This is a genomic window from Mucilaginibacter pedocola, assembly GCF_002013915.1.
In the GTDB taxonomy this organism is placed as follows: Bacteria; Bacteroidota; Bacteroidia; order Sphingobacteriales; family Sphingobacteriaceae; genus Mucilaginibacter; species Mucilaginibacter pedocola.
In genome coordinates this window covers 175,014-196,874 of record NZ_MBTF01000023.1, presented here as the reverse complement: position 1 = coordinate 196,874, position 21,861 = coordinate 175,014, and the positions used below count along the sequence as shown (strand labels likewise).

Genomic DNA, 21,861 nt, shown 5'->3' with positions numbered 1-21,861 from the left:
AAAAACCGCTGCTTGTTACAGGCAGCGGTTTTTTTATGGGTGATGCTTTGTTTTAAAACAACTGTTCGATGATATCTCCTGCCGATAGGCCCTCTGCTTCGGCATGGTAGCTGCGCACTATACGATGGCTTAATATAGGCTTGGCAACAGCGCGTACATCCTCAATATCGGGTGAGTATTTACCGTTGAGTACGGCATGGCATTTTGCGCCCAATATTAAAAATTGCGATGCGCGCGGCCCTGCACCCCAGTTAAGCAAACGCTTTACCTGCGGGGTAGCAAACTCGCTATCGGGGCGGGTTTTTGATACCAGTTTTACGGCATACTCCAGCACATTATCGGTAACGGGGATATTGCGCACCAACTGTTGGAAATAAATGATCTGCTCGGCATTTAACTGCTTATTTACCGTTACCTGGTGGGTGCTGGTAGTATTTTTAACCACCTGCAGCTCCTCTTTAAACGATGGGTAATTAAGCGCCACGTTAAACATAAACCTGTCCAACTGTGCCTCGGGCAGCGGGTAGGTGCCTTCCTGCTCAATGGGGTTTTGCGTAGCCAGTACAAAAAATGGTTTCGATAATTTATGCGTAACGCCGGCTGCGGTAACCGCTTTCTCCTGCATGGCTTCCAACAAGGCTGCTTGTGTTTTAGGCGGCGTACGGTTTATCTCATCGGCAAGGATAATGTTAGAGAATACCGGGCCGGGAATGAATTTAAAGTTGCGGTCTTCGCCCAATATTTCAGCCCCAATAATATCTGAGGGCATCAGGTCGGGCGTAAATTGTATGCGTTTAAAATCGAGGTCTAACACCTGAGCTACGGTTTGCACCAGCAATGTTTTAGCCAAGCCCGGTACACCAACCAAAAGGCAATGCCCGTTGCTGAAAATAGAGATCAGGACGAATTTAATAACCTCGTCCTGCCCTATAATAACTTTTCCAATTTCGGCACGAATTTGCTCATAAGCATACTTCAATGCGTCGGCGGCCTCTACCTCAGAGCGGTGTTGCATATTTTATATTAGGGTTTTACCTGTGCAGATGCCGGCGACGCTACCCATTTTTGCAGAGCAGGGTAAGCCTGGTATTCGGCATCAATTTTAATGAAGGTTTCTTTACGGCGTTTATCAAACCATTGGCTTACGGTACGGTTCAGTTTATCGTCCATAGCCATTTCTTTCAGCTTGGCAAAATCCTGCTCCAGGTTGGCCTTATGCGCATCAGTAACCGATTTTAGGTACAATATTTTGTAGTTCTTTTTGCCGGTTTGCGGGTCGGTAAACAATTTTGGGGTCGATGTAGCGCCCACTTTCATAGTATCAATTACCAGGGCAATCTGCGGGTCTAATTTATCTGTAGGGATGTAAGTAGTACGGGTTTGTACGTTCTCGGCGTTCAACATCATACCTCCATTGTATTTACTGTCTTTATCATCAGAAAACACAGCCGCGTAGGTCGAGAAATCAGCAGTCTTATCGGCCTTCATTACTTTGTACAAACTATCTGCAGTTACTTTTGCCCTCTCTAATGCAGCGGGTGTAGTAACCGGCACAACCAGTATGTGGCGGGTATGTACCTGTTCGCCGCGACGCTCTATCACCTGTAAAAAGTGGAAACCAAAATCACTCTCAAACACCGGAGAAATTTCACCAGCTTTTAGTTTAAAGGCCACCGCCGAAAACTCTTTCACAAAACCGTTACGGTCGTTAAAACCAAGGTCGCCACCATCAGGTGCCGAACCGGGGTCTTGCGAGTATAAGCGGGCCAATGCACCAAAGTCTTCACCCTTTTTAACACGCTGGCGTAACTCTTCAGATTTATCTTTATAAAACTGTTTCTCCTCTTTGGTCATTTTAGGGTTAAACACAATCTCGCCTACCTCTACCTCTTTGTTGAAGGTTGGCAAGCTATCTTTCGGCATCAGGTCGAAAAAGCGTTTTACATCCTGAGGGGTGGTATTTACTTTTTCGGTGATTTTTGCACGCATCCTCTGCGCAACCAGCGATTCTTTGATATCGGGACGTATCTCGTCTTTGTATTGGATAACCGAGCGGCCTAAGAATTGCTCAAGCCTTTCCTGCCCGCCTGCACGCTGAATAAAGCTACGCATACGGCGCTCTACTTCGCTATCCACATCTTCATCTTTCACCTGCACGCTATCTATCACGGCCTGCTGGGCTAATAGTTTTTGGGTTAGCTGGTTTTGCAAAAGCACTGCTTTAAAATCGGGTGGCGGTTGTTGGCCGCTTACCAGGTACTGTGCATATTGCAGCTCAATGTCCGACTGCAGGATAATGCTTGAACCAACAATGGCGGCAATTTTATCAATGGTGCGGCTTGGGCCTGTGCGTACAACGTTGGTATCGGCAGCAGGCAGTTTAGCAGCAGTATCGGTTTGAGCCTGTGCAGCAGTGGCAAGTAAAAAAACACTTACTATAAATAACCCTAATTTTCTCATGAATGATCTGAATAACATGCGGCCGCTTTTGCCGCCAAAAAAGCAAATTTCGGTAAAAAAAATTAATAATGGCACATAATTAAGCCGTTATGCGAATATGCTTATAATGCATCAACTGCTTTGCCTACTTTTGGTTAAAATATGTTAAATAAACATGAAGGTTGATAACCCCAACGCTTTCCGTTTTTTATTACAGGATGATATTTACCTGCTTGCCGGCGACAAGGCTTTAAGCCCCGCGCCATTTGCTGAACCTACGCCCGAACCTCAGGTCCAAGCGCCGCAACCTGTACAGCAAACAGCCCAGGCACCTATCGCAGAACCTGTAAAAGCGCCTGTAACCGTGGCTATTCCTACCATCCCTCAGCCCATAAAAACGGCAGAACCGGCGTTTAATTATCTGGGCGGCAACAATAAGCAATTTGCCATACTGGTAAATTACGCTACCGAAGAGCATATACCTGCCGCGCATTTGGCCGCTATGGAAAACATACTGAAACGTAAAGAACTTGCACTGGCCGATGTTGCCATTTTCAACATGCACAAGCATCAGCCACTGGCCATAGCTAAGGTTGCGGAGATACTGAAACCCGCCAAGATGGTAATTATGGGGAAAGATGCCATGCCCCAGGGTATTGGTAACTTACCATTCAACAGCCCCGTGCAGGGCAAAAAAACAACGGTGCTGTATAGCTTTAGCTTTGATGATATGATGAGCAGCAACGATAATAAGAAAGCCTTTTGGGACCAAATGAAAACCCTTTAATATGCAGCAATTAGTTTTTGCAACAAATAACCGCCACAAGTTAACGGAAGTAGAGGCTAAAATAAAAGGCCAGCTGAAATTGGTAACCCTTAACGATATTGGCTGTACCGATGATATTATTGAAGACGGGCTTACCTTCCGAGCAAATGCTTCTATTAAAAGCCGTTTTGTGTGGGACCGGTATGGCTTGAATTGTTTTGGCGATGATAGCGGGCTGGAAATTGAAGCACTAAATGGCGAGCCCGGTATTTATTCGGCGCGTTACGCGGGCAGCCATGGCGATCACGCAGCAAACAACGCCAAAGTATTAAGCAAACTGGAGGGCCTTGAAAACCGCAAAGCGCAATTCCGTACCGTGATTTCCCTAATGTGGAACGGCGAGGAATACTTTTTCGAAGGCATTGTTGCAGGCACCATCCGCATCCAATTGAGCGGAACCGATGGTTTTGGCTACGACCCCATCTTTCAGCCCGATGGTTACGATGCCACCTTTGCCGAAATGAGCATGGAGGAAAAAAATAGTATCAGCCATCGAGCCATCGCGGTAGAGAAACTTATTGCATTTTTAAACGAACAAACGGCTTAAGGCTTCTTCGCCGTACTATCAGCCTTTGGTTTAGCCACCGGCTTCACCACCGTGCTATCCATATTTGGCGGCACGTTTGGTGCAAGCTTTGGCTTATTTACAGCGCTGTCTACTTTGCTTTTTACAGCAGGTTGTGTACCCAAAGTGTCGGTGCCTAATTTAATTACACCATTGCCCGGCTTTTTATTGGCCGTACTATCTGCCGGGGCAGGCTTGCCATTTATCAGCTTTGGCGCCGGTGTTTTAGCGCCTTTTTTACCGGGCGGTGTGGCAGCAGGTTTACCGGCAGGCTTTGTTGTACCTTTTTTCTTGCCGTATGATGGGATGATAGATTCCTTGGATATCGGCCGTTCCTTTGGCTTCCAGATAAAGCCCTTCAGAATCTTTTCTTCCTCAGTAAATTTACTTAGCGGGCCGTAGCGGTGCTCGGGTTTGGTTAAAAAGAACACATCGGTAGCACTGTTATCTTTAAACAACACACGCATACGGCTGGCCAGCGAGCGCTCCATCTCTGTTACCTTTTTGGTGCTATCGCGATTGAAATAAATACTCTCGGCGTTGCCGGCTATAAACATTTTATCCAGCTTATCATCCTTAAAAAAGCCGCGCATACGTTTCCCCGCCACCTGGTTAAAGGTGAGCGAATCGTCCTTCTCAATATTCACAATAAATGCCGAGGGGAACAGCATCAGGTTATCCATCTTCTTATTCCGCATTTGCAGGGTAATGGTATCGCCTGATAACTGCGAGCCTTGCGTCCATATAATAGGCTGCACAAAACAACGCAGGGTGGAATCGCTGTAGCTGTAAAACATCGAGTCGGATTTGGCCTGCAGGTCCGATTTAAAGAGCTTGGCATGGTGGTAGGCCCTGATAATGCGTATGCGCGCCGTATCGCTTACTACTCGGTTACGAATAATGAAGGCAGGGTCGCTCTCCTCCTGTTCTTCAACTACCTGTTTCGCTTGGGGCTTTTTACTTCCCGGCGGGCCGGCTTTATCGCCCTTACCGGGGATACCCGCCACGTGTGCGGTATCCTTCCCCTTTAGTGTGCTATCTGCGCCGGCCAAAGGCTTGCCATCTTTACCAACAGGTTTCACCGCCACCTGCGGTTTAGGCAGCCCAAAAAGCAGCGGGTATTTTATCAAGCTATCTTTGCGGAAACTCAGGTATTTAGCATACAGGTATTTCGAGTCGGCTTTTTTGGCTTTGGCTGCAATCGAGTCGGGTTTCACTTTCAACGAGGTATCCCTGATGCGCGAAAGCCTCAATTTCTCCCACATTGCCTTCAAATCTTTGTAGGTCATTATCTGTGTCTCCAGCGTATCAGCAGATATATATACCGAGTCGCGCTTTATTTTCTCCCCCCTTGGCTTCTTACCTAACGAGTCGATGGCCTTTATAGTGGTATCGCGCCGTGTAGTATCGCTCATGTCTTTTCGTGGCGTACCCAATGGAGGCTTTGCAGCCGGTTGCGCTTTTGCAGGGGCACCTTTAAGCACTTCGCTCGCTGGTGGCGGTATCTTTACAGGCACACCCGGTGTTTGTAGGGGTGGCGCCTTTATGGGCGATGCTGCCGACTGCCCTTTAATTGGCGTACCAAGCGTTGGGGCCTTTATGGGCGATGCGCCTTTTTTAACCTTACTGCCCTTATCTGCCGGTGCAGGCGGCACGGGTATGGTATCGGTTTTGGTGGTATCTTTTTCTTCGGTTACAATAACTACGTAAGGGTCTTGTGTTACTACGGTGCGTTCTTCGCTTTTGTAATAATTGGCCAAATCGCCCAGCAGGGTAGTTTTTTGTTCGCTATCAGTAAATACCACGTGCTTTACGGCATGGCCAAAGCCTATCTTTTTATCGTAAAACAAGCTATCCCCCTTCAGCCTTTTAGTGCCCGATTTATACAGGTTTTTCTTGCCGAAGAAGGCCTGCTCGGTGACGGTATTATACAAACCGTTCTCCGTGTAAAGCGTGTCTTTTTTATCCTTGGTATCGTAAATATTGGTTGGCCCGTAAAAATAGGCTATGCGTGTACCTGTGTTATAACGCAGCGTGTCGTTTTTTATCAAGGCGTCGGGGGTTACCAATACCACATCGTACCGGAAGTACGAATCGCGCGAGAAGGCGAAGTAGTAGCCATTTTTGCTGGTAAGCGTATTGTCTTTATTCACCACCTTGCCGCCGCCGGTATAAGTACCAATGCGTGTAGCGGTATTGTAGGTAAGGTAATTGGTGGTTAAGGTAGCATCCTTATCAACCATTTTCACGTTATCTGTAAGTATGGCTATTTTGGTGTTGCCGTTGTAATTCAGCTTATCCGAAAATATATTCAGGGTATCGCCCTGGGTAATGTTTACGTTGCCAAAGGCATCAAAGGCATTTTCTTGTGGATAGAAGTATGCGCTGTCCGACCGCATAATGGAGTAATCTTGCTGGAAGGTGCCTTTATAAACCTTTATAACATCCTTGCCGTTTATTTTAACGCCCTCGCTGCGTGTAGAACTGATGAGGTTCACAACAGACTTTTTTTGGGCCAGCGCCGTAACCGACAGAAGAATAAGAAGAAAGCTGAAGGCGTATTTTATCACGATGGCAAAATTAGTTTTTTGCGGGGGTTATTAAATTAATAATTTTGGCTTATGCTCCCTGTTGAACGTTTTGTAAGTTTTATTTCGCAAAATGCGCTGTTCCAACCCGGTACAAGGGTGCTGGCCGCTGTTAGCGGCGGTGTCGATTCGGTTTTAATGGCTCATTTACTTAAACATGCGGGCTACCATTTTGGTATAGCACACTGCAACTTTATGTTGCGGGGCCATGAAGCTAATGCCGACCAGGAATTTACCCGTCAACTGGCCAAGCAATTAGGCATTACCTTCCATACCACCAACTTCGATACCCAACAATTTGCTACCGAAAATAAAGTATCTATCCAAATGGCAGCGCGCGATCTGCGCTACAACTGGTTTAACCAAATTGCCCAAACCGAAGGCTACCAAGTTATTGCCCTTGCACACCATCAGAACGATACGATAGAAACAATATTGTTGAACCTTACACGAGGTACAGGCATAGCGGGGCTGCATGGTATTTTACCAAAAAACGGCAACCTGGTGCGCCCGTTGATGTTTTTAACCCGCGAAGAGATTGCCCAAATTGCTTCCGCCGAAAACATAGCCTTCGTAGAAGACAGCAGCAATGCCTCAACCAAATATGCCCGCAATAAAATACGCCACAAGGTAGTGCCCTTGCTAAAAGAACTTAACCCTGCGCTGGAAGATACCTTTGAGAACAACCTGCGCAACTTTAGGGAAATGGAGCAATTACTGAACCTAAAGGTTGATGAATTGCGTAATACATTATTGATTGGTAAAGGCGGCGAAACACATATAGCTATCGATGCTATAAAGCAATTGGCGCCGCAAAGGCTGCTACTATTTGAACTGCTTAAGCCTTACGGGTTTGTGGATACAGTGATAGATGACCTGCTAACAGTATTGGATAAACATTCGGGGCGAGTCTTCGAAAGTAATAGCCACCTGCTTGTGCTCGACAGGGAGAACCTTATTATTTCTGAAAGGAAAACCGCGGCACAGGTAGCGGTACCGATAGCGGAAGGCGAGGCTTTTATTACTTATGGCGATTTTAGGCTTGCTGTGCTGCATGATGATAGCCCGCTTATTATAAAAGATAACCCCTTTGCGGTTTCGGTAGATGCCGCAAAACTGGTTTATCCGCTGATTATGAGGCCATGGCAGCAGGGCGAAGTTTTTTACCCGCTGGGTATGAAGACGAAGCAAAAGCTGAGCGATTTTTTCATTCACCAAAAAGTGCCGCTGCACCAAAAAAGCGAAATACCCGTTTTGGTGAACGGCAACGGAGACATTATTTGGCTTGGCGGCCACCGGCCGGACGACAGGTATAAAGTGGATAATAACACTAAAAAAGTTACTATATTCGAATTGAATAAATTATGAGCGATAAAGCCGTTTTTACCGAAAAACAATACCTGGGCCGCGAGTGGATGCCTATAACCATACGCCTTGTATTATCAATGTTTTGCTTTGCAGCCTACTTTTTTACCGATGAGCGCGAACGCAACGGCGACCTGCTTGCCGTGGTAGGCTTCGCTATTATCACCATATCCATCATTCTTGGCTTTGTAGTACATTTTAATACCACTGTTGCCAACAAAAGCGTTACGCTCGACGGTCTGTGGACCACCCGCCGCGTAAAAATAGACCTGAACAGTATTGTAAAAGCCGAAAAAGGCACCTACAGCCGCTACCTGTTCAACAACCCTGTTTATAACCTGCATACCAAAGGCACCATCCGTTTTTTCACCGCCGGTAACGACGCCGTGCACCTTACTGATCGCGATGGGTTGCTATACATTATAGGTTCGCAACACGTAAACGAATTTTTGAGGGCTGTACAGGAAGAGATGAAGAGGAAAGCGTAAGCACTAAGGCATCTTATGATAAATACAAAAGGAGGGCGAAACCCTCCTTTTGTATTTATGTACGTTAAAGTTATTTTGAATAAGGAAAGTTGCGGGATATCTTTCTCATCTGCCGCTCAATAACATCGTCTGTTGAAGAGAACAGATCCTCGTTCATCCTTTTGGTGTAACGCCAAAGCATCTCGCCATCGGCACCATCGCAAATTTGCATGGTAATACCGCCTTCACCTGTTTTGCCCCCAAAGCCAAATAATACGGTAGTAACAATGGCACCAGTCTCTGATTTTGTGCTCTCCTGATTATAGGTGCCAAAAATTACGGCATCAACTCCCAATACTTTAGCTATTTCATCCTTGGTATGTATTTCTATACTATCAGAATACTTTGCCCTATTTAACAGCACATTGGTTTTTTCTACATCCTGAAAACTTACCGAATAGTTATCAGCCTTTCTAAGGAGGTATGTGTACATACTCGACTGGATATTTTTGCCCATTTTTAGTTCCTGCTCGTGATTGCTGGCAGCATCAAAATTCTTAGGCGGCTTTTTGTAAGAGATTTTAACATTAAACGGGAGAATAGCCACAAGCTTATGCGTTTTTACCGCATCTTTCAGTTTTGGGCTTTCGTAAATTTGTTTTGCACTTTCAAATTGCGCATGGGCATTCAGGCCGAATAGGCATACGACCGCAAAAAGTAGAATTTTCTTCATGGAGTTTAATCAAATAAGGTTCAAGTTTTCTTTTAAAATGCGACTAATAGGGAATCGCATTTCTATCACAATGATAAGAAAAAAGCCTTGATTACAACGCCCACTATGAAATAAATTAATGCGATTTAAAGCTTACTATATCGCTATGCAAATCGCGGAAAGAGCTGCGGATACCGAAGGTGATCATACCCGTTTTATCATGAAACTCGTCGTTTTTCTCGCTGCGGTAAATGCCGCCCAACTCGAGCCTCAGGTTGTATTTGGGGTTTAGTAAAAAGGCTACTTTGCCCTGCAGGTAAATCATATTGGTGGTTAGGCCCTGGCCAATGTAGTTACCATCAACCTTAGCAGGGTTTTGGTAATTTAAGAAAGGGTTTTTACCGTAGTTAAGGTTATTTATATCCAAACCGTAGTGGCCGTAATCGGCCTCACCCATAAAGTTGAAGCGTTTGTAGGCGTAGTTAAGCAAACCTACATACTCGCGGAAGTTGGCACCAAACGGGTGTGCCAGCATTTCGCTATTAGCGGTGTAGTTGATAATTGATGAACGCTCTGAATAAGTATACGGCCTGGCTGTGCTGGTTTCGGCAAGGTAGTTTAGGTTTTTAACACCAAACAGGTCGGCACCACGTAGGCCCAATTGCCATGCAAACTTGTTGCGGTAGTTACCCGGGTTATGGAAAAAGTTTTTCGATTCAAATTCATCCAACCCAAATTGCCCGTACAGCGTAAGCCCGTCAACAACTTTATACTTGCTGGTAAGCCCTATCAAAGCATTATCGGGCGAGCCGCTTGATGCCTCAACAGGCCTCAGGAATATAAAGGGGTTGATGTATGCAAAATCGAACCCGCGCTGGTGCCCGGTTTCATCTTTACTGGCCCATATAACCGAATCGAAGAAACCGAACGAAAGGCGGTTGCTCACATTCCAATCCAGATAGTGGAAAACGCCAAACTTGGTACGGTCCTGCCCTATGCTGCTGGTGTTGGCAGGGTCGTGGTACATGGCCCACATGGCCATGTATTTTACGTTACCCACATCGGCAGTTACACGGAAGAACGGCGCAGGCGACGAGTTATCTGATAAAAACACCGAACGGTAGCCATCGCCAATAAAAGTTTTATCGCGCCCTATGCTCAGGTTAATAAATTTATAAGGGGAGTACGATGCTGTAGCGGTTATATAACTCCAGTTGTAAACATCCGCTTTTCCGTTAACCCTTCTGGCGTAAGCCATCCCGGGCACTATGCCTACCTGACTGATGTAAGTATCCAGGTAGTCGGGGGCTTTCATGCTGTTGAGGTAACCTTCAATACTGTAGCTGAACTTGCTACCTGCAGTACCGCCTATTTGCAAACCCAACGAGTTGTAATAGGTAGTTTTTTTACCGCTAAAATCGCGGCCAATATTAAAATCAGGCAGCAGGTCGGCATAAAAAGTAGCATCCGAGCTTTTAGAATCTATGAGGTGCTCGTTAAAAATTTTGGCATAGGCGCCATCCTTAACCACACCGTAATTCAAAATCGAATCAAACTTAGCCTTCAGCAGCGGATTGTCCGAATAAAAGGGTTTCATGGACGAGTGAACCCTTGTTTTGGTAGAATATACCTCGGCATCCAGCTTTTGGTAAAACTGGAAGTTATAGGGCTGGTAAACCGATTGCGCCTTCGCAGCACCCATAGTAGCCAGTAATACAACACTGCTGATTAGAAGTTTCTTCATATAATGCCGGGGTATCAATAAATGCTATTCGAAATAATTGAGTGTTTTGTAACCGCCTTTTTTCAAATGCTCGTCTTTTTTGGCCAGGTCAAGGTCTGATTGTACCATGTCGGTAACCAGGGCTTGCAGGTCGTATTTCGGCTCCCAACCCAATTGTTTTTTCGATTTTGTAGGGTCGCCTATCAGCAAATCAACCTCAGTAGGCCTGAAGTATTTAGGGTCAACCTTTACTACTGTTTGGCCCGAGTGTAATGCAGCGTAGTTTAAGCCCAGCGCTTGTACTTTAGCCTGGTCAACATCTATGATAACGCCTTTTTCGTTCTCATCTTTGCCGCTAAATTCTACGTTGATACCCAATTCGTGGAACGACATTTTGATGAAGTCGCGCACGGTTGTAGTTACGCCGGTAGCTATAACATAATCTTCAGGCTTATCTTGCTGCAGCATCAGCCACATTGCGGCTATATAGTCTTTAGCGTGGCCCCAGTCGCGTTGTGCGCCTAAGTTACCCACGTAAAGGCAGCCCTGTAACCCTAAGGATATTTTGGCAACGGCACGTGTAATTTTACGGGTTACGAAAGTTTCTCCCCGTATAGGGCTCTCGTGGTTAAACAATATACCGTTGCAGGCATACATACCATAAGCTTCGCGGTAGTTCACAATTATCCAGTAGCCGTAAAGTTTTGCTACTGCATAAGGTGAACGCGGGTAAAACGGCGTGGTTTCGCTTTGCGGAACGGCTTGTACCAAACCATAAAGCTCAGAAGTAGAGGCCTGGTAAATGCGGGTTTTTTGAGTAAGGCCCAGCAAACGTATTGCCTCTAATATACGCAATACCCCAATACCATCGGCATTGGCGGTATACTCCGGTGTATCAAAGCTCACCTTAACGTGGCTTTGCGCACCAAGGTTATAAATTTCGTCGGGTTGAATTTCCTGTATCAGCCTGATAAGGGCCGTTGAGTCGGTAAGATCGCCGTAATGAAGGTGCAGCTTAACGCCTTTTTCGTGCGGGTCGTGGTATAGGTGGTCTATCCTATCGGTATTAAAAGACGACGAGCGGCGTTTAACGCCATGTACCTCGTAACCTTTTTTTAACAAAAATTCAGCTAAGTATGCGCCGTCCTGACCAGTTATACCTGTTATTAGTGCTTTTTTCATTAACGATTATTAGATAAGCAATTATTTATTGCAATATTACCAAAATAATCGAAATAGAACCTAAAAGCTTAACTACAAACCTGCGAATATTTTAAATTCCCGCAACTGTATCCTCCAGTTCGCGATACCATTCCTCGCCGTATTTACGGATGAGCGGCCCCTTTAAAAACTCGTGTACCGATACTTTGAGCTCTTTACCAAAACTGCATGCCGGGCTGCAAATGCTCCAGCGGTCGTAGTTCAATACATCAAACTCGGGGTAGTTGGTTATGCGTATGGGGTACAGATGGCACGATATAGGTTTTTGCCAACTGATAACGCCTTCTTCGTAGGCTTTCTCAATAGCACATTTGGTTATGCCGTTTTCCCAGGTTACGTAAGCGCACTCTTTATTGGTATCTACGCAGGGGGTGGTATAGTCGCCCTCAAAATCGGTTACGTGGGTGCCTTCTCTTTCTATGGTGGCAATGCCCTTGGCCGTCATGTAAGGTTTTACTTTGGGGTAAATCTCTTCCAGTATGCCCAGCTCATCGTGGTTTAGCGGCGCACCCGAATCGCCCTCGAGGCAGCACGCGCCTTTGCACTTGTTTAAGTTGCATACAAAATTTTCTTTTACCACATCCTCGTGCAGTAAAACACTCCCTACTTCTATCATCATTATTTCTTCACCGGATTTAGGGCATATTTAAGCCCGCTTGCCTGCGTAAGGTCCATCACCAGGCTGCCCACTATTAATTCTACATGGGCTTTTACCGGTATTCGGTTCTTATCGTCAGTAATCCACAAATATAGCTTACTATTTTTGCGAAATATACGCCCCGGGATAATTGTTGGGTTAAACTTTAAACAGTTGAAGGTACCCAGCCCGCATTTTACCTGCTCTTTACCCAAATAAGTTATGGTAAGCGTATGTATGCCGTCCTCCAAAAAATAGCGCATATCCAGCTTATCGTTTATCTTCAGGCCTGATACATCCACATTACGGGCAAAGTAATATGCCGACAGGAAATCGAATACATTGCCGCTGTAGGGGTATTTACCGCTATTTGCCGATATGGTGCCCGTAGTATGGTCAAACGTTACTTTATCGGCATGTTTGTAGCCTCCCTCTTTCCGTTCTTCCGAATAATAATAAGGCAGCAGCGTATGCGGATCTATAAACGTTTGGTACTGGTTACGCACCTTGAATAACAAATTGAAAGTACCCAGCGTGTTGGCTACGGCATGTATGCGCAGCGCGGGCTTCCCAAAAAACTTCTGCTCGCTGTTCTCTACCTTAATGGTAGTTTCGGCCGCAGAAAATATGCCGTACTTTAATTTATAGGTTATTTGTTCACCCGCCTGAAAAGCCACCTCTTCGGTTTTCTCGGCCTCCTGTGCATAAGCACCGGCAAAGCAAGTGAGCAATAACAGCGCTATATAATATTTCTTCATTCGGGGTTTGCGTTTGCCCTATTGACGCGCTTCTGCGTAAAGGGTTTAATCGCGGCGCTTGTATATAGGCACGGTAGAGCATGGCTCGCCAAACATCAGGCTTTTTGCAACAGGCGTAAGTTTTTTTGCCAGTTCTACATAAGCCGACACCGGTACCGGTATATCGCCACAGCCCTTTATAACGAGCCTTTGGTCGCGGTATTGTTCGGCATCAAGGGTTTCCATTTGTTTGGCAAACAAAACGGTTTCAAGCACTTCGGCATCGCCAAAAACCACATCTTTGGCATAGGGCGCCATACGGTTGGCCAATAGCATATAGGCCCAGGCAGGTACAATAGCATCGGCCGTGCAGGTAATGGCTACATACTTATCCTGGTATTGTGCCCAATCGTGCCCTTTTACAAACTCGCGGAAATCCTTCTCGCGCAGCATTAGCCCGTGGAACAAATTATCTTTTATATCATACACCACCCTTTCGCCGGGCAGGTAAAACTGCGCGGGGTCGAGCGTTACCAGCCCGCTAAGCGCAACTTTGTTTACTATGTTTTCCTGTATCTCCATGGTTGTAAACCGTAATGTAAAGCAAAAAAAATCCGGCAAAGGTTTTAAGGCCCTTGCCGGATGCAAAATTACTTTAAAATTAGCTTATAAGAACTTAGCGCGGTTATCTTTTACATTCGCCTTATCTTTCAAGGCTTCAAGCACAGCGCCATCGGCACGTTGCGCAAGGGCAGCGCCAAGGGTTTGTTTCTCGCGCACTGCGTTGGTTAAAGCCGGAGGATTAACAAAGCTATCCAAAGCGTATACATAAACACCTTGTGTACCAACTACCGGCTTAGAAAGCTTGCCCGGCTGCGAACCGAAGATACCACCGATAACTTTATACTCCGGGCCCGAACCTGGCATAACCGGGTTAGCAAATACTACGTTTTGTACCGGCACCACTTTACCGCCAGTTTTTTGAGCAACCTGATCGATATTGCCACCCAAAGCTGCCTGCAGTTTCTCGGTAAGTTGTTTGCCTTTTACCTCGATCCTTACGGCCGGCTCAATTTGTTTTTTAACAGCATCGAGGCTTAAGTAGCCAATTGGGTTTATTTGGGTAAGGGTGGCCACTACATATTGGTCGCCAATTGGGTAAACCTCTTCAGAGAAATCGCCCACATCGGCTTTGTATGCCCACCTTACTAAAGCGCGTGCGCCGTCAAGGCCAGGTAATACAGCTTGTGTGCCTACTACGTTATCTGCAGTTTTAATGGTAAGGCCTGCTTTTTTAGCTTGCGCTGCAAAGCTGTTGCCGCTAAGCGATGCCAGGAAAGCCTGCGCTTTGTTGTATGCTTCGTTTTGTGTTTTTTGGCTTGCCTCCAAAGGTTTATCAACCTGGGCTACTTTCACCACTTTTGATGAACCTATCAGGTTCTCAATCTCCACAACGTGTACACCAAACTGGGTAGCAAATACTTTTATCTCGCCTTTTTTAGCATCAAACACTACATCGTCAAAGGCAGGTATCATCATGCCGCGGGCAAAGGTGCCTAAATCGCCGCCTTTTGCGTTGGCATTTTTATCTATCGAGAAGGTGTTGGCCAATTCGGCAAATGATTTGCCACCGGCAATAAGTTTTTTAATTGAATCGCCTTTAGCCATTGCTTTATCCAAACCACCTTCGGTAGCAGGGTTAATCAATATGTGGCGTGCTTTAACCGAATCGGGGCTGATAGTAGCCGAAACCAGTTTAGCAATTTTGTAGCTGCCATTTGATAAGTACGGGCCATAAACAAAACCCGGGGCTGCGGCAAACATTACCGAATCCAGCTGAGGCTCTAACTGGCCTTTTTTGCGGTAAGCGATAGGTGTTTTGGTTTCTGAGTTTACCTGTACAAACAACGAATCGTTGGTAGAGGCTTTCAGGTCGGCAGCTAATTTTTCTACCTGGCCTTTTATTGCAATGCTATCTTCTTTTGAAGGGGCAGCGTTGAAGGTTACGTAATCGAAGTTGCGCAACTCTTGTTTGTTTTTAAACAGAGCCTTGTGCTCGTTGTAGTATGCGCTGTAGTCTTCATCGCTAATGGTAACTTTATTATCGGGGATCGATGCGTAATCCAACACCACGTATTTAAAGTTAGCCAGTTTGTTTTTAGCCTGGTAATCGTCCTGCGCATCCAACGAGTTTACGTATAAACCGGTTGTAACGGCAGCCAGGTATTTTTGCCTTTTTTTGTCTTTTATCAACTCGGTAACAAAGTTACCCCAGGCTTTTAGCTGTGCAGTATCGGCTTTAGCAGTTTGCAAGTATTGCAAAAACTGGTTAAGGCGGGCACGGTCAAACTGGCCGGTTTGCTGGTTAGTGAATTGTTGAGCAATTTGCGGATCGGGGGTTGGGCCGCTTATCATGGCTTGTGTTTCGGCTTCGCCAACAGTGATGCCCAGTTTCTCAATTTCTTTGCTTAGCAAGCCGTCAGTTAAAAACTGGTTCCAGGTAGTTTCCTGCAAATAGTTGGTAATTTGCGGAGAAATGCTCTGGCCCGACTGTTGTTTAAACTGCTCGGTAGATACTTCCAGCCTCCTGTTGAAATCGGCATAGCTGATAGCGGTGCCGTTTATTTCGCCAATTTCGGTAGCGCTATCTTTAAAAATTGAACTTCCGGACTTGATAACTTCGCCTGCTATAAAGGCAACTAAAGCCAATCCGATAAAAACTGCGAGAATTGTCCCCATTCGGTCCCGCAAATAACCCATGATACCCATATAACTCTTAATCTATTTTATAGTTCTCCAAAAAAGAGGCGCAAGATACAACTTTTACTAAAATTCTATAATACAATTTTTTGCGTATCTAATTTGTTTAATTATTGCGAAACAGCGTCGCCATTAACGTGAATAACCGCTGTAGAGTTTTGAAAGATGGGGTGCTGTAGTTTATCATCGCTGGTAAAACTGGTACCGCGCATAATATCGCCGCCAACTTTGGTCATCTCTACGGGCTTGTTTGAGTAGTAAATTTTTTTGTTCTGGTCCCAAATCAGTTCTTCTGATTTATACACTGTACCCTCAGAATTAGTAGCAACAACATTCTTATAAAATTCGATAAGTTTATTGTTGTTACGCATGCAGGCCGAATCGGAAACAATGTTACCGTTCTCTTTGGCATCTTTATCCAAGGATGTGATTTTTACCCCTTTTGGCATGGTACTGTAAGGCTCTTTCACCTGATACTCAATAAACAGCGGCGACCGCAACCTGAACTTCACCAGTGCCGAATCGCTGAAAATAACATCAAGGTCGGTTGTACGCTGAATGGGTTTTGTGGCATCAGCAGCGGCTATCTCCTGTATTTTGTTTATATCGTTCTCGCAGGCACTAAAAAGCATAACCGCAAATAATGCGGTTATGAGTGTAGTTGAAATATGAAGTTTTTTTGCCATGCGTGGCGTATTAATCGTAACGGTATTTGATAAACCAAAGGTCGTTTAGCGTGAATGACAAACGCAGGTTTATGTAGTTTTCTTTCACCAACCCGTTAGCTACCGTACCGCGTTGGCCGTATTCGGCACCTAAGTTTATTTTGTAAAAGGCGCTGTTGTTACGTGGTAGCGGCAAGCCAATACCAAAAGTACCTGCATAGCGCTTAATATTAGTATTATTCACATTTAGGTAGGTATTATCGTAAATAAAACCAAAGCGGTAATCTACACGGGCAAAGTAATTTGATAACGAGTTGGCATTAGGCGTTATCTGGCCACCAATATTCCAGGTGCGGCTGTTTTTCAGGCCTTTATTTACACCGGCTATTTCCAGTTGGCTCCAGTTACCCATGGTATAATCAACACCAAAAAGGTAGTGCCCATCAAATTGATAACTTACGCCAAAGTGTTGCACCTGCGGCAGGGTAAGTTTTGCGCTGGCATCGGTGCGGTTTACTAAACTGTCGGTAGCTACGCCTTCGTCGCCGCTTTCGGAAAAGTAGCTACTTACAATATACCTATTTTGCGTATTCAGTTTTGATTTTGCCGAAGCTGAATAACCAAACACGAGGTGCTTGCGGGCCGAAAAATCGAAGCTGTATTGTGCGCCGTAATCGTAGTTGAAACCGTTTATAGCGTTGCCTTCTTCTACCCTTGAGTTGAGTGTACCAAACAGATCGGGCACCTCGGTAGATTGAGTTTCTTTTAAGTTACCAAATATGTATGCTGCGTTTGCACCTACTGATAAATGCTTACCAATACGCACACCGTAACCCATGTAAAATTTAGATAAACCGCCATCGCCGCTATACAGGTAATTAACCGCATTAGTATCAGCCGGCAAGCCGCTGCCAAAATTGCTTTTGGTTTGGCGGTAATTATAACCCAGTTCGCTGTAGGGCATTAACCCGAAGCTAATGGCCGAACGCTTTGAAACAGGCATGGCAAACACAATATGGCTAAGCCTGAAACTGCTATTGGTTTGGTTGGTGAACCCGGTTTTGCTGAGTGTATTGATATTGCTTGCTATACCGGCATCAATAATGGTGTAGTTGATGGTTGAGTACGATGCCGGGTTTAAAAAGTTAACGTAGTTGAAGTTGTTTATTTTATTGATAGCAGCACCTATACCACCCATGGCTGCCTGCTGGGGCAATACTGTAGGGCTAAGGTCGCCCAGGCCATACCTCGAATACGGAGAACTTGTAGTGGCAGTAGATTGTGCATTTGCGCCAAGCGCCGATGCAACGAGCGAAAGTATAAGTATGGGCCTTAAAAATCTAATCATTATGCTTTTGTATAGCTGCGTTTAATCCTTTGAGAACCAGGTAAGGCTCAATTTTTATATAGGGGGCAAAGATGCTATTTTTTAGCAGCGTATCAAAGAAAATACTATCGCCCCCGCTTAGTATGATATTGTACGCCTGCTGTGTTTTTATATACTCGTTTATGAAGCCCGTAAGCTCATATTTTATTCCGTTTTGCACGCCCGATGTGATGGCCGAAGCGGTATCATCACCATACGCTGCCTCAAAATTTTCATCAACCTCTATCAGCGGCAGCGCGCCCGTGAACTGATTTAAGGCTTTATAACGCATTTTAAGCCCCGGCGATATACTACCGCCAAAATAATTAGCCCCGGCGTCTACATAATCGTAAGTGATAGCGGTGCCGCCGCCTATGATAATATTGGCGGCATTAGGGTATAGGTGGTGCGCGCCAACAACGGCAGCAAGCCTATCGGCACCAAGTGTTTTAGGGGTTTTATAGTGGTTGTTTATACCTGTAGGTGTGCTGCTATCAAAAGCTGTAATGCTGCAATTGATAGTAAACGCAGCCAGAGCATCTTCCCAAATGTGTCTTTCTGCATTTTTTACTGTAGAAACGATAACTGCATCGGGTAAGTACAAACTACAAAACTCCGCCAACGCTATCCTGGTTACTTCGGGATACTGCTGCACCTCCAGCATTTCGTCGCCATTAAAAACGGCAATTTTTGTTAAGGTGTTGCCAATATCAATAACCAGTGCAACCATTTAGGCTCTGGCCAGTGCCAGTATCGATTCAAATATCAGCACACCATCTTCGTTACCTACCAAACCTTCGGCGGCACGCTCTGGGTGCGGCATAAAACCAAATACGTTGCGTTCGGCATTGCAAACACCGGCAATGTTTTCTAACGAACCGTTAGGGTTGCTTTCGTCGGTAATGTTACCGGCTTCGTCGCAATAGCGGAACAACACCTGGTCGTTATCGTTGATAGCTTTTAGTACATCAGCATCAGCAAAATAATTGCCTTCGCCGTGGGCAATAGGTATTTTTAAAGCACGCTCAGGATCAAGCTGGCGGGTAACCAGCGAGTTGGCCGTTTGCGGTTTTAAATAAATATTGCGGCAAATAAATTTGCGGTTTTTGTTGTGCAGCAATGCTCCCGGTACCAGCCCGGCCTCGGCCAGTATCTGGAAACCGTTGCAGATACCCAGCACCTTGCCACCTTTAGCAGCGAACTGTATAACCTCCTGCATAATAGGCGAAAAACGTGCTATTGCGCCACTGCGCAGGTAGTCGCCAAAAGAGAAGCCGCCCGGCAAAACAATAAACTCGGCACCTTGCAGGTCGTGGTCTTTATGCCAAAGCCTAACCACCTGCTGGCCCATTACATTTTGCAAAACGTGGATGATATCTTCATCGCAATTGGATCCGGGAAATATTACTACGCCAAATTTCATGCTACAAAACTAACATATCGGCTGAAATATGGACGAATGTAAAAGTTAAAAAGTGTTAAACTGAAAATATACAATGCTGATAAGCAGGAGTAAATACAGGCTTTCGTAAAACCAGCGGGTGGTAGCGTGTACAAAATAATAGCTAAAAAACACCGCTGCAGGCACCGCACACAATAAAAAATGGTTTACGTTGAAGGTGCTGCGGATGTATACCGATAGCCCTGCCACCACAAACATAATAAACAGCAACTGAAACGATTTGCGCACATGCACATAGCTTTTTAAGAAGTTTTGCTGCAGTTTTACAAAGTAAAGGGCAATGATGATGATAACGGGGATAAGTACCAGGTAGTCGAGATAATCGATATGGATGCTGTTGGGGAATTTGGTACCAAGCGGCGTCCAAATGTCGTAAAAGCGGCCCAGCCTGCCGTTGAGGTAATACAGCACGGCTAAAAAGAAGAACACCGTAGCGTAGCCCAATATGCCCGAAACCCATTCGCGCCAGTTGAAGGGCTTGAATATAACAAGCGCTATCCAAATAGCCAGGAACATAAAAATATAGGGAAAATAGATCAATGAGCCGATGGCTACGATCATCCCCAAGTCATAAGCGGTTGATTTGGCATCTTCGCTTTTATAAAAGCTGAACAGCTTGAACAGCATCCATATCAGCAGGAAATTACACATCAACGGTGCGCTCAATACCATAAAAGGCATAAACAACGCCGTTACGGTTACATACATTAGCGCGGGTAAAAACGTGGGCTTGCCCAGCAGGTTAAAGTGGTTAACCATATAGTTTACCAATACCGCCTGCCCCAAAACCAGCACGCCGGCCAAAAACACATTTAAAACAGGCGAAAAGGCATACTCGTAGGCAACGGGTATCAGCAGACGTGCAAAGGGCTCCACCATAATAAACTCCACCTTATCGGGCACCTGCACTATATAGCCGATACGCAGGCCATAAAGCAAAATGGCAAGCCAAAATATATTAAGCGGGTTGTAAACCTTGAAGATATTGACCATGGTATGTGGCCGCAAAATTAGCAGAAATTTAAACAATTATGTCATTTCGATTGAGCGGTGTGATAGGTTGGTGTGATGCGGCGAAAGAGAAATCTTACGGTACATGCAAAGCAGGAATGCAAAGCGGAGATGCATAGCGTTCATTCATAACTTAACAAGATTCCTCGTCGCTTCGCTTCGGAATGACAATTAGGGTTTATCCTCTCCGTTTGTCATGCTGAGGGACGAAGCATCTGTTAGTCGATTTGCATCGGCGTTAGTGCATTGTGGCTAATAGATTCTTCGCTATCGCTCAGAATGACAATTAGTATTTACCATCTCGCATACTTCTTCACCATATCGTCCACAATTTTTGCGGTTTCGTCGGGGAAGTCTACGTTGATACGCCTATCATCTGCAAGCCAGTTATTCACTTCCGAACGGAAGCTATCGGTAATGGTACTTACTACGCTTACGCCCAGGCGCGATGCCGATAGGGCGTTGCATTGCTGTTCGTACTGGCCCTTCATGGGTATCATCATCACCTTTTTTCCAAGGAACAATGCCTCGGCAGGCCCCTCGAAGCCACCACCGCTGAGCAGGCCGGTGCAACTTGCCAGGCTTTTGTTAAAGCCATCGTTATTCACCGGAAATATATGCACGTTGCCCTCGCGATAGGCCGTTTTGGTACGTTTTGAAAATACATGCCACTCGGCATCGGTACCGCTTAAATGCTTCAGCAGGGTTTTATCGCTGTAGGCAGGCAGGTATACGGTATAATGCCCCAGGTTACTGGTTTCCATTTTGCGGATATCGCTGCGGATAACTGGTGTGTGTATAAAATCATCGTACCGCTCAAAGTGGAAACCGATGTGGTACGTAGTGGGCGAGTAATATTTAAAAAGCCATTCGGCCCAGTCCCAGCTTTTGGGGCGCGGCGTTTTTGGCGATACAAACGAGCATTGGTGGCTAAGCGAAACGCTCGGTACTTTTTGCAGCCGGCAAGCCCAGGCGGTAACTGGTTCAAAATCGTTTATAACCAGATCGTACTGTGCCAGCGGCAGGCTGTGCATATCTTTATAAAGCTGGCGCAGGTTCATGAGCTTATAGGTGGCCCAGTTATCAACCCCGCCATTTTTGCCGAATACAAAACTAAAGCCGTGGAATTTGTGGGCAAGCGGCTGGCTCAAGCTTACTTCGGCTTCGGTGCCGCTTACTACCAGGTCGACCTCGCCATATTGCTGCAACAGGGGGACAATTTCGCGGGCGCGGCTAATGTGCCCGTTGCCTGTACCCTGTATACCAAACAATATTTTCATAAGCGTGTAATAGCGGGCAATTTAGTAAAGAAAAGTT

Annotated in this window: 20 protein-coding genes; 4 read left to right on the top strand and 16 right to left on the bottom strand. The window is 45.6% G+C overall.

All coding sequences use genetic code 11. The features are described 5' to 3' along the window. Window positions 1-52: 52 nt before the first annotated feature. Window positions 53-1,015 carry an AAA family ATPase gene (locus tag BC343_RS18385; protein WP_078349255.1) on the bottom strand — a complete coding sequence of 321 codons (963 nt, stop codon included), beginning with the start codon at window positions 1,013-1,015 and terminating at the stop codon, window positions 53-55. 8 nt (window positions 1,016-1,023) lie between these two features. After that, window positions 1,024-2,460 (bottom strand): peptidylprolyl isomerase, encoded by a 1,437-nt coding sequence (locus tag BC343_RS18380; RefSeq protein WP_143822254.1) that lies wholly within the window; start codon window positions 2,458-2,460, stop codon window positions 1,024-1,026. A 154-nt stretch (window positions 2,461-2,614) separates the two neighbouring features. Between BC343_RS18380 and BC343_RS18375 the strand changes: the two genes are divergently transcribed. Further along, the gene (locus BC343_RS18375) at window positions 2,615-3,226 is read left to right on the top strand and encodes a hypothetical protein (protein WP_078349254.1); all 612 of its coding nucleotides are present in this window, start codon (window positions 2,615-2,617) and stop codon (window positions 3,224-3,226) included. A gap of 1 nt (window position 3,227) precedes the next feature. Next, on the top strand, window positions 3,228-3,812 hold the full coding sequence (gene rdgB / locus BC343_RS18370; RefSeq protein ID WP_078349253.1) for an RdgB/HAM1 family non-canonical purine NTP pyrophosphatase: 585 nt from the start codon (window positions 3,228-3,230) through the stop codon (window positions 3,810-3,812). Here rdgB and BC343_RS18365 read toward each other — a convergent pair. Continuing rightward, the gene (locus BC343_RS18365; protein WP_238381805.1) at window positions 3,809-6,400 is read right to left on the bottom strand and encodes an OstA-like protein; all 2,592 of its coding nucleotides are present in this window, start codon (window positions 6,398-6,400) and stop codon (window positions 3,809-3,811) included. The genes rdgB and BC343_RS18365 overlap by 4 nt on opposite strands. A 51-nt stretch (window positions 6,401-6,451) precedes the next feature. Here BC343_RS18365 and tilS point away from each other — a divergent pair, with 51 nt between their 5' ends. Beyond that, the gene (gene tilS, locus BC343_RS18360) at window positions 6,452-7,786 is read left to right on the top strand and encodes a tRNA lysidine(34) synthetase TilS (protein WP_078349251.1); all 1,335 of its coding nucleotides are present in this window, start codon (window positions 6,452-6,454) and stop codon (window positions 7,784-7,786) included. Further along, on the top strand, window positions 7,783-8,271 hold the full coding sequence (locus BC343_RS18355; protein WP_078349250.1) for a hypothetical protein: 489 nt from the start codon (window positions 7,783-7,785) through the stop codon (window positions 8,269-8,271). The genes tilS and BC343_RS18355 overlap by 4 nt, the downstream gene beginning before the upstream one ends. 70 nt (window positions 8,272-8,341) lie before the next feature. Here BC343_RS18355 and BC343_RS18350 read toward each other — a convergent pair whose 3' ends face one another. The 13 genes from BC343_RS18350 to BC343_RS18290 all read right to left on the bottom strand — a co-directional run bounded on the left by BC343_RS18350 (window position 8,342) and on the right by BC343_RS18290 (window position 21,824). Further along, window positions 8,342-8,983: a hypothetical protein gene (locus BC343_RS18350; protein ID WP_078349249.1), complete on the bottom strand. Its 642-nt coding sequence runs from the start codon at window positions 8,981-8,983 to the stop codon at window positions 8,342-8,344. A 115-nt stretch (window positions 8,984-9,098) separates the two neighbouring features. Then, on the bottom strand, window positions 9,099-10,706 hold the full coding sequence (locus BC343_RS18345) for a gliding motility protein RemB (RefSeq protein ID WP_078349248.1): 1,608 nt from the start codon (window positions 10,704-10,706) through the stop codon (window positions 9,099-9,101). A 24-nt stretch (window positions 10,707-10,730) separates the two neighbouring features. Beyond that, on the bottom strand, window positions 10,731-11,867 hold the full coding sequence (gmd, locus tag BC343_RS18340; protein ID WP_078349247.1) for a GDP-mannose 4,6-dehydratase: 1,137 nt from the start codon (window positions 11,865-11,867) through the stop codon (window positions 10,731-10,733). 91 nt (window positions 11,868-11,958) lie between these two features. After that, window positions 11,959-12,522, bottom strand: coding sequence for a DUF3109 family protein (locus BC343_RS18335; protein WP_078349622.1), 564 nt, complete (start codon window positions 12,520-12,522; stop codon window positions 11,959-11,961). A 2-nt stretch (window positions 12,523-12,524) separates the two neighbouring features. Beyond that, a complete protein-coding gene (locus tag BC343_RS18330) occupies window positions 12,525-13,301 on the bottom strand; it encodes a DUF3108 domain-containing protein (protein ID WP_078349246.1) in 777 nt (258 codons plus the stop codon). Between the two features lie 45 nt (window positions 13,302-13,346). After that, on the bottom strand, window positions 13,347-13,862 hold the full coding sequence (locus tag BC343_RS18325; protein ID WP_078349245.1) for a DUF2480 family protein: 516 nt from the start codon (window positions 13,860-13,862) through the stop codon (window positions 13,347-13,349). An 84-nt stretch (window positions 13,863-13,946) separates the two neighbouring features. Beyond that, complete coding sequence (locus tag BC343_RS18320) at window positions 13,947-16,040, bottom strand: peptidylprolyl isomerase (protein ID WP_262493402.1); 2,094 nt, start codon at window positions 16,038-16,040, stop codon at window positions 13,947-13,949. Window positions 16,041-16,150: 110 nt separating this feature from the next. After that, window positions 16,151-16,726: an LPS export ABC transporter periplasmic protein LptC gene (gene lptC / locus BC343_RS18315; protein WP_078349243.1), complete on the bottom strand. Its 576-nt coding sequence runs from the start codon at window positions 16,724-16,726 to the stop codon at window positions 16,151-16,153. A gap of 10 nt (window positions 16,727-16,736) precedes the next feature. Beyond that, window positions 16,737-18,053 carry a hypothetical protein gene (locus BC343_RS18310; protein WP_078349242.1) on the bottom strand — a complete coding sequence of 439 codons (1,317 nt, stop codon included), beginning with the start codon at window positions 18,051-18,053 and terminating at the stop codon, window positions 16,737-16,739. After that, window positions 18,046-18,801, bottom strand: coding sequence for a type III pantothenate kinase (locus BC343_RS18305; RefSeq protein ID WP_078349241.1), 756 nt, complete (start codon window positions 18,799-18,801; stop codon window positions 18,046-18,048). The genes BC343_RS18310 and BC343_RS18305 overlap by 8 nt, the downstream gene beginning before the upstream one ends. Then, complete coding sequence (purQ, locus tag BC343_RS18300; RefSeq protein WP_078349240.1) at window positions 18,802-19,494, bottom strand: phosphoribosylformylglycinamidine synthase subunit PurQ; 693 nt, start codon at window positions 19,492-19,494, stop codon at window positions 18,802-18,804. 45 nt (window positions 19,495-19,539) lie between these two features. Continuing rightward, on the bottom strand, window positions 19,540-20,526 hold the full coding sequence (locus BC343_RS18295; protein WP_078349239.1) for a DUF6427 family protein: 987 nt from the start codon (window positions 20,524-20,526) through the stop codon (window positions 19,540-19,542). Window positions 20,527-20,837: 311 nt separating this feature from the next. Further along, the gene (locus BC343_RS18290; RefSeq protein WP_078349238.1) at window positions 20,838-21,824 is read right to left on the bottom strand and encodes a glycosyltransferase family protein; all 987 of its coding nucleotides are present in this window, start codon (window positions 21,822-21,824) and stop codon (window positions 20,838-20,840) included. Between the last annotated feature and the right edge of the window lie 37 nt (window positions 21,825-21,861).

Excerpts from the sequence above, each read along its gene's own strand:
- BC343_RS18330 (WP_078349246.1), bottom strand. The coding sequence starts at position 13,301 with ATGAAGAAATATTATATAGCGCTGTTATTGCTCACTTGCTTTGCCGGT.
- BC343_RS18345 (WP_078349248.1), bottom strand. The coding sequence starts at position 10,706 with ATGAAGAAACTTCTAATCAGCAGTGTTGTATTACTGGCTACTATGGGT.
- BC343_RS18295 (WP_078349239.1), bottom strand. The coding sequence starts at position 20,526 with ATGGTCAATATCTTCAAGGTTTACAACCCGCTTAATATATTTTGGCTT.
- BC343_RS18305 (WP_078349241.1), bottom strand. The coding sequence starts at position 18,801 with ATGGTTGCACTGGTTATTGATATTGGCAACACCTTAACAAAAATTGCC.
- BC343_RS18380 (WP_143822254.1), bottom strand. The coding sequence starts at position 2,460 with ATGAGAAAATTAGGGTTATTTATAGTAAGTGTTTTTTTACTTGCCACT.
- BC343_RS18350 (WP_078349249.1), bottom strand. The coding sequence starts at position 8,983 with ATGAAGAAAATTCTACTTTTTGCGGTCGTATGCCTATTCGGCCTGAAT.
- rdgB (WP_078349253.1), top strand. The coding sequence starts at position 3,228 with ATGCAGCAATTAGTTTTTGCAACAAATAACCGCCACAAGTTAACGGAA.
- BC343_RS18355 (WP_078349250.1), top strand. The coding sequence starts at position 7,783 with ATGAGCGATAAAGCCGTTTTTACCGAAAAACAATACCTGGGCCGCGAG.
- BC343_RS18310 (WP_078349242.1), bottom strand. The coding sequence starts at position 18,053 with ATGATTAGATTTTTAAGGCCCATACTTATACTTTCGCTCGTTGCATCG.
- BC343_RS18290 (WP_078349238.1), bottom strand. The coding sequence starts at position 21,824 with ATGAAAATATTGTTTGGTATACAGGGTACAGGCAACGGGCACATTAGC.
- tilS (WP_078349251.1), top strand. The coding sequence starts at position 6,452 with ATGCTCCCTGTTGAACGTTTTGTAAGTTTTATTTCGCAAAATGCGCTG.
- BC343_RS18320 (WP_262493402.1), bottom strand. The coding sequence starts at position 16,040 with ATGGGTTATTTGCGGGACCGAATGGGGACAATTCTCGCAGTTTTTATC.
- BC343_RS18325 (WP_078349245.1), bottom strand. The coding sequence starts at position 13,862 with ATGGAGATACAGGAAAACATAGTAAACAAAGTTGCGCTTAGCGGGCTG.
- lptC (WP_078349243.1), bottom strand. The coding sequence starts at position 16,726 with ATGGCAAAAAAACTTCATATTTCAACTACACTCATAACCGCATTATTT.
- BC343_RS18335 (WP_078349622.1), bottom strand. The coding sequence starts at position 12,522 with ATGATAGAAGTAGGGAGTGTTTTACTGCACGAGGATGTGGTAAAAGAA.
- gmd (WP_078349247.1), bottom strand. The coding sequence starts at position 11,867 with ATGAAAAAAGCACTAATAACAGGTATAACTGGTCAGGACGGCGCATAC.
- purQ (WP_078349240.1), bottom strand. The coding sequence starts at position 19,494 with ATGAAATTTGGCGTAGTAATATTTCCCGGATCCAATTGCGATGAAGAT.
- BC343_RS18375 (WP_078349254.1), top strand. The coding sequence starts at position 2,615 with ATGAAGGTTGATAACCCCAACGCTTTCCGTTTTTTATTACAGGATGAT.
- BC343_RS18385 (WP_078349255.1), bottom strand. The coding sequence starts at position 1,015 with ATGCAACACCGCTCTGAGGTAGAGGCCGCCGACGCATTGAAGTATGCT.